This is a genomic window from Ruegeria sp. AI3, assembly GCF_056541245.1.
Map to the genome: position 1 here is coordinate 1 of NZ_JBQFYA010000009.1, position 11,107 is coordinate 11,107.

6 protein-coding genes and 1 tRNA gene are annotated in these 11,107 nt (G+C 54.1%); 4 read left to right on the top strand and 3 right to left on the bottom strand.

Annotated features, from left to right (window positions below; translation table 11 throughout):
* Positions 1-460: 460 nt before the first annotated feature.
* Positions 461-550 (top strand) — tRNA-Ser (locus ACRZ95_RS14040).
* A 236-nt stretch (positions 551-786) separates the two neighbouring features.
* On the opposite strand, the gene ACRZ95_RS14045 is transcribed toward ACRZ95_RS14040, so the two are convergent.
* Complete coding sequence (locus tag ACRZ95_RS14045) at positions 787-1,011, bottom strand: hypothetical protein (RefSeq protein WP_170681544.1); 225 nt, start codon at positions 1,009-1,011, stop codon at positions 787-789.
* A 1,127-nt stretch (positions 1,012-2,138) separates the two neighbouring features.
* Here ACRZ95_RS14045 and ACRZ95_RS14050 point away from each other — a divergent pair.
* From ACRZ95_RS14050 to ACRZ95_RS14060, 3 genes are all read left to right on the top strand, one after another.
* Positions 2,139-3,032 carry an NAD(P)-dependent oxidoreductase gene (locus ACRZ95_RS14050; protein WP_170681546.1) on the top strand — a complete coding sequence of 298 codons (894 nt, stop codon included), beginning with the start codon at positions 2,139-2,141 and terminating at the stop codon, positions 3,030-3,032.
* 787 nt (positions 3,033-3,819) lie between these two features.
* A complete protein-coding gene (locus ACRZ95_RS14055) occupies positions 3,820-4,122 on the top strand; it encodes an SH3 domain-containing protein (RefSeq protein WP_170681548.1) in 303 nt (100 codons plus the stop codon).
* A 410-nt stretch (positions 4,123-4,532) separates the two neighbouring features.
* Entirely contained in the window at positions 4,533-7,052 is a 2,520-nt protein-coding gene (locus tag ACRZ95_RS14060; protein WP_170681550.1) for a cation:proton antiporter, read from the top strand.
* Between the two features lie 101 nt (positions 7,053-7,153).
* Here ACRZ95_RS14060 and ACRZ95_RS14065 read toward each other — a convergent pair whose 3' ends face one another.
* Together ACRZ95_RS14065 and ACRZ95_RS14070 are read right to left on the bottom strand one after the other, a co-directional pair.
* Positions 7,154-8,953, bottom strand: coding sequence for an NAD(P)/FAD-dependent oxidoreductase (locus tag ACRZ95_RS14065; protein WP_170681552.1), 1,800 nt, complete (start codon positions 8,951-8,953; stop codon positions 7,154-7,156).
* 148 nt (positions 8,954-9,101) lie between these two features.
* Positions 9,102-10,844, bottom strand: a complete 1,743-nt coding sequence (locus ACRZ95_RS14070) for a sigma-54-dependent Fis family transcriptional regulator (protein ID WP_170681603.1) — start codon at positions 10,842-10,844, stop codon at positions 9,102-9,104.
* Positions 10,845-11,107 lie beyond the last annotated feature (263 nt).

Sequence of the window (11,107 nt, forward strand, 5' to 3'; positions counted from 1 at the left end):
TCACCTCGTTAGGCTCATAACCTGAAGGTCGCAGGTTCAAATCCTGCTCCCGCAAACATCACAGTCGAACAAAGTACCGAACAAGCCGCCCTGAACCGTTTTTTGTGTCCGGTCCATGCCCGGTTCGTGATCCATCTTGACAACACCTTTCATTCGGTGATCTGAGGATAGTCAGAACCCACACCACCCTTTTCGACGGTGTTAGCCGAATACTGCGACCGCCGCGTGATCTAAAGTCTTTGAACTAGTGCAACATGCAACGGCCACTCGCGCAAGCTTCGATCCCTTTTTGTTTGATCATGATTGTGAACAGTAATGCGCAGCTTGAACAGGTGAATGCCCCCAGTCAAAAATCGCTATTTCGCGCTATTTCAACAGCTTCGCGCGGGTCTGTAAAAAAATCCAATCCCTGAAGAAATGCCCTTGTACTTCCGCTGCTTGCACGGATATACCCGTCCGTGGAGACGTGGCCGAGTGGTCGAAGGCGCTCCCCTGCTAAGGGAGTAGGCGGGAAACCGTCTCGAGGGTTCGAATCCCTTCGTCTCCGCCATAAACCTATTTCGGATAACTGGCGCGTCCTTTCTAACTTGCCGTTTAGCTATAAATTATCAGCGTTTACTATCTCATCGTATCATCTTGAGCGTTACTAAGTTAACCTTAGTACATCTCATTGAGTGGTATATTTTGTGGTATTTTAATGGCTGCGCTCTGCGGGAAGCTGGTAGATAATCTTGGCCTAGGTCGGCATGGCGACGGTTCTGGACTGTATCTTTTTGTTGATCCCTCTTATGCGCTGCGCTGGATCGTGCGCGTAACGGTCAAAAGACACGAGAACCACAAGGGTGTTCCGCTGCGCACGGATTTCGGCTTATCCGCATCGGACGGAGGATCGCTTGTTACAACGCGGATCTGAACGCCTGGCTGGCGGCGCGGCGCACCGATCCCGACAACCAGGCTACATAGTGAAAAACCCCAACTCCAAGCGCGGACATGGGGCTTTTCCAGTGACATCAACTGCCAACCTAGCAAGTCCAGTTGATGCCACAGGATGCCCCGCGCCGACAAGACAAAACAAGCGCCGGTACTACTGGTCGCCGCTGAGCCACCCGGTCGAACGGGTGATCGTAGGGAAAGGAAGGATCGAGCATGGCTGATATCTCCCTTTCCAAGTCGATCAATACCTCACACGACAGGGGGCTAGACACATGCTCGCTTCCCCGAACTGATCATCGAGAAACCGCTGAGAACTACAGCGGCGAGCTCTTGCGCCATGGTGTCTACCGCATCGCCGTATGTCGGGACGGCGTCCAATGGCTGTTTCAGCGCCAGAGCCCCCAATTTCCCGCTGGGGGAGCAGCATGGGACACGCTAGGGTACTGTGTGTCCAAATCCGGTCTGACCCGGCTCGTCCGGGCGCATATCGGCTGCGACGTTCCGAAGTCAGATGCCATTCCCGAGCATTTCCAGAGGAGGTGCCGCGATGAGTAGGCGTCGATCTCCGAAGGGCAAACGGTCAGATGAGGGCCAATAAGTCCCTCTGCCCTACGCCATGATCAAATCTCCGGCATGGCGGGCTCAGTCCGGACCTGCAGTGAAGCTCTGGCTGGAGCTTCACTCCCGCTCTAACGGCAGCAACAACGGCAAGGTGTTTCTGTCGATGAACGAGGCGGCAGAAATCTTGGGGTTGGCGATGCATTAGCTTGGCACAGCAGACTACCCGTTCTTCGAAGGCGTTATGGATCAAGTCGCGACTCCCGGACAGCAGGACAGTTCTGTCTCGGAGACAACATCGAACTTCGTGATGTCGGTTGTTGCCGGGGTTAAACCGCAAGACGAGATCGAAGAAATGCTGGCGATCCAGATGGGAGCGATCCGATTTGTTCCATTCTTCTGCCTTCATACGTTTAGAATGAATGACCGGATAGCGCGCAGAGCAGACTTAAAGTTGAATTCGAGGAACGACTGTTTCGAGCACAATGCAGACACTTGGTTCAAGCGCAGCATCTGTCGAAAAGGACTAGAAACGTTCATTCGCTGCGTCCTGCGCCTTGGTTCACGAAGCAAAGTTAAGCCACCATTGCTTTTTCATTCTGTACTAGTCCACACTGACTCTCCGTGAATGGTAAAGGGAGACCTCGATGAGCGAAGAAACGATAGGATTTGTTGGTGTTGGCTTGATGGGTCAGGGTATGGCCGCAAATCTGCTAAAAGCCGGCTTCAAAGTTAATGTGGTTGCTCATCGAAACCGTGGCCCTGTCGGTGACTTGGTCGCTCAGGGTGCGATGGAGGCGGAAAACCTCGCGGAGCTCGCTGCAGGTTCCTCAGTTATCCATATTTGTGCACCCGGTTCACCTCAGGTCGAGGCAATTGTCGCGGCGATGATGCCAGCCATGCAGGCCGGTAGCGTCGTTGTGGATTGTTCCACGTCAGACCCGAATTCCACTATGGCACTCGCGAATAAGTTAGCGCAGGCCGGTCACCATATGGCGGACGCGCCGTTGGGCGGGACACCCGTGCAGGCACAAAACGGAGAGCTGGCGACCATGGTCGGCGCTGACCCTGTTGTTTTTGAGCGGTTGAACCCGGTTATCGCAGCTTGGGCAAAAACCATCGTTCACATTGGCCCATGTGCTGCAGGACACAAAATGAAGCTTCTGAATAACTTTCTTTCACTGGGATATGCGGCGCTCTATTCGGAAGCGTTGGCACTGTCCGAAAAAGTCGGAATTTCCACCAAGGAATTCGACTCGGTCATTCGTGGCAGCAGGATGGATTGCGGGTTTTATCAAACCTTCATGGGGTACGCCGTTGAAGGCAATCGAGAGTCCCACAAATTCACTCTGTCCAATGCTCTAAAAGATTTGCGTTACCTCGAAGCCATGGCAGATGAAGTGGGGCTGTCCAATCCAATCGGAAACGCCGCAAAAAACAGTTTTGCAATGGCGCTGGCCGCTGGAGGTGATGGGCCGAACGACTATGTTCCCCACCTTGTCGATTTCGTGGCTGCGAGAAACGGCGTATCCAAGGCGTAGTTCTGGTCGCGTTGTGCGCGCAGGTAAGAGCGAAATCTTTAAGATGCAGGAACTTTGATTTCAGGTAGTCCCGACAATCATGCTGAGGATCAAAACCGAGAAGTTTCTTTGCCTTGGCGTTTGAATGGAAGGTTTGATCCTGCGTCATTTCCTTCTTAACATCAAAGCCTTCGTAAAACCGCGCTACTAACTCTGACGTCGTTAAATTTACAGAGTGGTTGTCTTTTGTTGCTTTGAAATCCGGATACCTCAAATCACGGATGCTCACGAACTGTTGGCGCTCGGAGCAAAAACCTATCAATTGACCTCCTCCGAACCGCTTCCAAATGCGGCCTGCTGCCGGTTAGTTGAGCTCAACTGACGGGCTGAATGAAAAGGCGCGGGACTTCTTTGCCAAGTCACTCACGCAACAATAAAAAAGAATAATGAAATACTTACTCCAAACCCCAAGTGCCAGAGCAATCCTGATGGCACTCTTCATAACCATTGTTGTGAGGGTGTGCAGCCATGAAGGAGCTGGATATCAAGAGCCTGATAAAGCGTTTTTGGACAGTAGAGGCAGGCCCTAACTCGCACTGCCACACCCTTGTGTGTCTTCTTTCCGTTCATAAGCTGTCATCTGAGAAAAATGTTCAGATGGCCAAGTTGATCCCAAACCTGACCTTCGGCATACTTAAAAATCTTAGTTCAATGGTCGGTTTAAACGTGCCCGTTCTTTGGTCAAGGAGTTACGCTTGATGATCGGAGGCGCTAAGACTGCATTTGAGGAAACAGGCAGGTTAACGTTATGCGAAGTGCAATCTTCTTGCCCTTAGTGGCTTATTTCTTAGGCACCAATGTTATAGCTCAATCCGCAACGGCAGCTTCACTTGGGCAATACGAGGTTTTTGGCGTTGAAGACGGAGGCATGCTGAAATTGCGTGCAGGACCCGGAATAGGGTTCAATGTTATAGTGGGCCTTCCAAATGGAACCGCTTTAAGAGTTCACAGTTGCGAGCAGACCGGCAGCACCCGTTGGTGCCGTGTGTCCTTGCAACGTGCGCGTGGTCTAAAGGGATATGTCTCTTGGGCATATTTGCGAAAGTTGTAAGTATAACTTTGTAAGTATAACTTTGTTGCGGTGCCATCTTAGATGCCCAGATTTTGTCAGAAGAACCAAAATTGAGTCGGTTAAGGTGTTGTCCTAAATTCGGCCAATATTGCAATCATAGTAGCTATTCAACCGAATGGCAGCGAGCGACTGCTCCGAACCCTTAGTGAACGTTGCGGCGCGCTCAACCGACGAAAGCTATGCGAAGGAAGCGGACTTTGCAAAGCGCGGTGATCGAAATATTCCAGCGGTTCACTTACAGAGCTAGTGTCAAAGAGCGGCCTACCATTGCAAACATAACTTACAACTGCGCAATCTGGATGTTTTTGAGCCAACACGTTGATCCCACAAAGCCGATCCTGTTGAAGGGGCGAATTCCCTTAATTCGAGTTCTCAGGTAATACGTAGTAATGGATATTGTCGTCATTACGACCATCATCACTTCATTTTTTGTTGTAATCGGCGTGGCAGAACCGTTGGCTGCACGTATGCGCCTGCCTTACAGCGTTATCCTAGCGGTCCTGGGGATAGTGATCGGACTTGGCGCAACGTTCTTTCTCAACACTGACTTGACGGATGCACTGAACCCGGGAGCGCAGGCGATTATTGATTTGCCGATCCGGTCAGACGTCTTCCTCTATGTTTTCCTGCCAACGTTGCTCTTCCAAGCGACACTTGGCATGAACCTGCGCAGGATGCTGGATGACTGGATGCCCATCCTGATGATGGCCGTTGTCGCGGTGATTGTGGCTACCCTCTCTATTGGCTATGCGCTCAGTTGGGTAAGTGCTTTACCGCTGGTCGCCTGCCTGTTGATTGGTGCTATCGTATCGACAACTGATCCCTCGGCGGTTGTAAGCATTTTTAGGTCAATCTCCGCACCACGCAGGTTGTCGCGAATAATCGAGGGCGAAAGCCTCCTGAACGATGCTGCCGCGATTGCTCTTTTCGGGCTATTCATGAGCTTTGTGATGCTCGGGAGACCTGATCCATCATTAAATGAAGCCGTGGGGCAGTTTCCGCTGTTGATCGCCGGCGGAGCACTCACCGGTTGGCTTATGGCGCGTATAGCGGTTTGGATGATGGCCTTCGTAGACCGTTGGGACAAGGCACAAATTTCAATTTCTGTCGCGCTGCCGTACCTCGCCTATATCGTTGCGGAACAAAGCGCCGGGGCTTCGGGTGTTATCGCAGTGGTGATCACAGGACTAACGCTCAACCTCACCGGCCCCGGTCGTTTGTCACCGATCGCATGGACAAATCTGCAAGAAGTATGGGATCTTCTTGCACACTGGGCCGGAGCGCTAATTTTTATTCTTGCAGCATTGTTGATACCTCGGCTTTTGGAAGGGGTGCAGCCGTCTGACTTTGGCCTGCTGGCAGTGGTGGTTCTTGCTGCAACACTGGCGCGGGCGGCGGTTCTGTTCGGCTTGTTGCCCTTGCTCACGACAATCGGTCTGTCGCCAGTTGTGGAACGCCCCTATCGCACCGCAATGCTTTGGGGTGGGCTGCGGGGCGCTGTGACTTTGGCATTGGCACTAGCAGTCACCGAAAGCACTCAAGTACCGCTCGAAACAAAGCGTCTGGTCGGCATTTTGGCCACTGGCTTTACGCTGTTTACACTGATTATCCAAGGGACAACCTTGCGAACGGTGATCACAAAGCTAGGGCTCGACGAACTCACTCCGCTTGATACGGCATTGTCGCGCCAGGTGGTCGCGGTCGCCTTGCAATCGGTCCGCGAGGATGTATCCCGCACCGCAGAAAACTACGACCTGACCCACCAAATTGTAAGAAACGAAGCCAAACAGTTTAGCGAACGCCTCGACGAGGCTGTAAAGGCCGCCGAGGACAGCGCGGAGATCCTTGATCGCGACCGGGTCACGCTTGGCCTTATTGCGTTGGCCGGTGCGGAGCGTGATTCAGTTTTGGCCCGAATGCGAGAGCGCACCATGTCATCCGTTCTCAGCGAAAAAATTCTGTCAGACGCGGATCGGCTCATTGAAGGCGCAAGGACCGGTGGGCGGATCGGCTATCAGCGCGCGTCCAATCGATCCGTCGTCTATGGCAAGTCTTTTCGGATCGCCGTGTTCCTGCACAACCGCCTACGAATCTCGTTTCCGCTCACTCGTATAACAGCGGACAGGTTCGAAAGACTGCTTATGCAACGTCTGATCCTTCAGGATCTCGATGGGTTTGTCCGTGGTCGCATACGCCGGATCCACGGTCGCCGGGTTGCGGAGTTGCTAGACGACCTTTTGGAGCGCCGATCCGAGGCGGTTGAAACAGCGCTTGAAGGATTGCGGCTCCAATATCCAGGCTATGCGGAAAAGCTGGAGCGGCGGTTCATCCGAAGGACGGCATTGCGACTGGAGGAGCGAGAATACTTGGTCATGCGCGAGGATGGCCTGGTAGGCGAAGAGCTCTATTCAGTGTTGATGCAGGAAGTGGCGGCACGACGTGCTTTGTCCGAAGGGCGTCCTGTACTTGACATCGCCCTGAAGGGGCGGGATCTGGTCAGGCAGTTTCCACTATTCTCTGATCTCGACAAAGCTTCATTGCGAAAACTCAGTAGAGCGCTTCGTACCCGTTACGCCAACGCGGGTGACACGATCCTTTCCAAAGATGAATTGACCCGGAGTGTGTTTTTTATCGCTTCTGGGGCAGTCGAAGTGGAGTTCGGCAGACACATCACGCGGTTAGGTCGTGGCGAAATGTTTGGGCAATTGGCCATGCTAATGAAACGACCCCGTCGCGTGAACGTGCGGGTGTTGGCACCTTCGACATTGCTTGTGCTCGACGAAGCGCGTTTTCGGAGATTGCTCCGGCGGAGTAAAGCCATGCGGAACTCAGTCAGGATGAGCGCGAGCAAACGCATGATCGACCCTGCGGTTTTGGACCTGGACGAGCATGAAGATTCTCCTGATTAAGGATAGCTGTAAAGAAAGCTCATCAATTAGAATGGAACCGCTACAACTGTTTTTTCATTTCGCGATAGCGCGATGTCCATTTTTTGGTCGAAGCGAATGCTTTAACTGAGGTGATGCACTTCTTGAAGGCCGTAGACCGGCGTCGGGATACCCTCCATTCGGGCCTTTATCTGCAGCGACAGGAATTGTGAATAATGCCGAGACTGATGCAGGTTTCCACCATGCATCCAAAGGTTTGAAACCTGTGTCGGCTTCCACATATTGCGTTGCTCGCCTTCCCAAGGCCCTGGGTCCTTGGTTGTGTCAGAGCCCAGACCCCAGCATTTCCCAAGCCGATCTGCCGTATCCTGACCCATCAGGTCCGCGACCCAGCCGTTCATCGAGTTATACCCGGTCGCGTAGACCACCAGATCGGCATCCAGATGCGTGCCGTCATCAAGGATAACTCCGGTTTCATCAAGCGCGGTGACCTGACCGCGTTTCAGCTTGATCTCACCATCAATGATCAACTGACTGGCCCCGATATCGATGTAGTAGCCTGATCCGCGACGCAGGTATTTCATGAACAACCCGCTATCGTCATCGCCCCAATCCAGCCAGAACCCGGCCTTTTCCAGCCCGTCATAGAACTCTTTGTCCTGCTCTTTCATCGCGGCATAGGCCGGAATCTGGAATTCGTGCAGAATGCGATAGGGCAGCGATGCAAAGATCAGATCGGCCTTTTCGGTCGTCATGCCAGACCGCACCGCACGTTCAGAATAAAGATCGCCCAGACCGATTTCCATGAGGGTGTCAGAGCGGACAATATGGGTTGAGGACCGCTGCACCATTGTCACATCGGCATCGTTTTCCCAAAGCGCCGCGCAGATGTCATGGGCCGAGTTATTGGACCCCACCACGACAACTTCCTTGCCCGCCCATTTGTCGGGACCTTCATGTTCCGACGAATGCACCTGTTCGCCCTTGAAAACATCCATACCCGGAAAATCGGGCATGCGTTTCTTGCCGGACATCCCCGTCGCCATGATCAGTTGCTTGGGCCGCAGTACAACCTCTTCGCCGTCCCGGTCCACCGTGATGGTCCATTCGCCCTTACTTTCATCGAACGTTGCGGATTTGGCCGCCGTGCGGGTCCAATAGTTCAGCTCCATCACCTTGGTGTACATCTCAAGCCAGTCACCGATCTTGTCCTTGGGCGAGAAGACGGGCCAGTTTTCCGGGAACTTGATATAGGGCAGATGGTCGTACCAGACCGGGTCGTGCAGGCAGAGGGATTTGTAGCGATTGCGCCAACTGTCGCCGGGCCGATCATTCCGTTCGACGATGATCGTCGGTACACCCAGCTGACGCAGCCGCGCGCCCATAGCGATCCCGCCCTGACCACCGCCGATGATGACGCAGTAGGGCTGTGTTTCGAAACCCAGTTCAGCCTCTTCCTTCGCCCGTTCTTCTGCCCATGTGGTCCTGTGTTTGCCCGCACCGTGCTTGGCCCCAAGTGGACGGTTGAACCCTTTGGGCTCTTCATGACCTTTCAGCTCGAGCATCGTGGTCAGCAATGTCCAAATCTTGCCATCCTTGAGGCGGATCAACCCGTAGCCGCGTGCCACTTCGGTTTCGAACTCGATCCAAGCGGTGGTTATTCCGCCGTCTTCAGTTGGAACTTCACCTTCGGCTATTTTCCAACCACTCGGCTTGGTTGTGGCCAACTGATGCGCGAGCATATCTGCTACCTGCGCCTTGCCCTCGACCGTCTTAATATTCCAGGTAAAGCTTACCAGATCGCGCCAATAGCAATCGTCCTGGAACATATCACAGGCGGCATCGATATCGCCTTGGGACAAAGCCGCGCCGAAGTCATCCAGAAACCCCTGCACCTGATCCGAGAGTGTTGTGTCGAGCATATCATCCTCCCTATCTCCACAGAGCAGAAGGCTGGCAAATCCGCGACCCTTCGGGCAAGCGGATTTGGCGCATAAACACTTGGTGCGGTCCAAAAACGCCATTGCTTGTTGCGCGCGCAACAAGGGCGCAACACGGGTACATATTCGTTTAAGCGGGCGGTCTAAGCCCGGCTTTTCGCATACGGCGCAGGATCGTCGATCGGTTCACACCAAGGCGCCTTGCCAGTTGGGACATGTTCCAATCGCAAGCACGCAGAAGTGCTTCCAGATCATCTGAGTCCTGCTTTTGCGTAGGGGCTAGTGCCGTGGCGGGCAAATCCGTTAAGTCGATGATGTTGTCCTGACACAGGGCGACCGAACTTTGTAGCAGGTGTTCCAGTTCACGAATATTGCCGCGCCACAATCGCGATTTCAGGTCGGCGCGGGCAGCGGTCGAGAGGCGAATATCATGGCTGGCAAACCGTCGGAGCAGACGATCAATCAGCCAATCCAGATCCGCACGGTGGCGCAAAGGCGGCAGAGACACTGTGGCCCCCGCAATCCGGTGCAGCAGATCTTCGCGCAGACTGCCCTGCAATCCCGCCGGGGGCTGCCCGCATGACGCGATGATCCTCAGATCAGCCCGCCGCTCAAGCACTGCTAAAAGAGAGGCCTGAGCAGGCTCACTCAGGTCTTCAACGCCACGCAGGAACAGTGTGCCGGGTTCGATACCATGGCAGAAATTGAATGTTGGCGTATCGCAACAGATCACGGTGTGGAAATCCTGTGTCGCAGGATCAGCCATATGGATCGCGCGCGCCAGCTTGGTCTTGCCCGTCCCGCTTTCACCGGTCAGCAAAAGCGGCAGATTGGTCGGCGCAAGACGGGCCGCTTTGTTCAAAAGTTGCTGAAGGCCCGGATCCGGCCCTGCAAAACTACCAAGGGCACCAGGCAGAACCTGTTCCCGTTTGCGCAGAGCTGCCGTCATCTGCGGCGTCTGTGGAGCAACGGCATGACCATAGAGCGCGCGCCCGTCCTTTAGGTGTAGAACGCGGTCTTCGGACGGTCTGCCACGCATGAACTCGGGCATGTCATCAACACTGATTTCAAGCCAGTCCTGCAATTGCGACCCGATCAGGTGGCCCGAACCGTCCGGGTCCAGCGCACGTCGGGCCCCCGAGGTCATACCGATGATCTTGCCACCTCCGTCCACTGCAACCGCCGCTTCGGGATCGACCTCAAGAAACTCGGGGCTGGCTGAAAAGCGCAGGACCCAATCTCGCCGGGTCGATGCCATCAGGTTTGCCATTTCGACGCGACGGGCGGAGTTCGTCACCAATGTCATGGCCAGATTCTGCGACGCCTTTGGTGAGGGTCCACGCAACAATGACACATCCAGAACAGCCGCAAGAGCTCCTTTGGTGTCAAAAATAGGCGCTGCCGTGCAAGACAGCGGCGTATGCGTGATCGAAAAATGATCGCCCTGATGGATAGTCACTGGCTGACCTGTAACAATGCACGACCCCACTCCGTTCGTTCCTGCCAACTCTTCCGTCCACTTGAAACCCAGATGAAGACCCGCAGTTCTGAGCTCGTCCTCGAAGTTCCGGTCGCCAAAGAAATCGACGCAGACGCCATCTGCATCCGCAAGCAGCAGGACGTAGTTCTGCCCTGCCACCTGCGCAAACAGCGATTGCAGCCCCGAACGCGCGGTCGCGATCAGACGTTCGGATTGCTCCAGATGTTCTCGGAATTTGGTGTCAGGCAGGATGTGCGCAGGTTCTTGTCGTGAGGGATCCATACCGTAGGTTTCAACACAGCGCTGCCAGCTATCCGCGACAAGTCGGTCTCGCCCTGTATCGAAACCGCTTAAGACGCGGTCAATCTCTTTTGAATGCTGGCGATCCAACAGCTTCCCGCCCTACAAACCCATCTTAAAAATAGCATGAGTATGGCTTCGCGCCTATGTTCAAATTTCGTCTGGCAGACGTTTGGCGCTTTGCCTTGTCAAGCTGACCTGCGTCGAACGCGCAGCGTTGGGCCCTTTAGGCTCAGAGTTGTCATTCTCTGAAATTTGTATGAGTGGCAGCGATGTGTTTCGAAACGAGAATTCTAGCATTCTAACCTTGGGCTTTGCTCCGCTAGACACCAAGTTCAGTTCAGTACTTTAATAGT

Coding starts and splice junctions, on each gene's coding strand:
- ACRZ95_RS14045 (WP_170681544.1), bottom strand. CDS start 1,011: ATGTCACTGGAAAAGCCCCATGTCCGCGCTTGGAGTTGGGGTTTTTCA.
- ACRZ95_RS14050 (WP_170681546.1), top strand. CDS start 2,139: ATGAGCGAAGAAACGATAGGATTTGTTGGTGTTGGCTTGATGGGTCAG.
- ACRZ95_RS14055 (WP_170681548.1), top strand. CDS start 3,820: ATGCGAAGTGCAATCTTCTTGCCCTTAGTGGCTTATTTCTTAGGCACC.
- ACRZ95_RS14060 (WP_170681550.1), top strand. CDS start 4,533: ATGGATATTGTCGTCATTACGACCATCATCACTTCATTTTTTGTTGTA.
- ACRZ95_RS14065 (WP_170681552.1), bottom strand. CDS start 8,953: ATGCTCGACACAACACTCTCGGATCAGGTGCAGGGGTTTCTGGATGAC.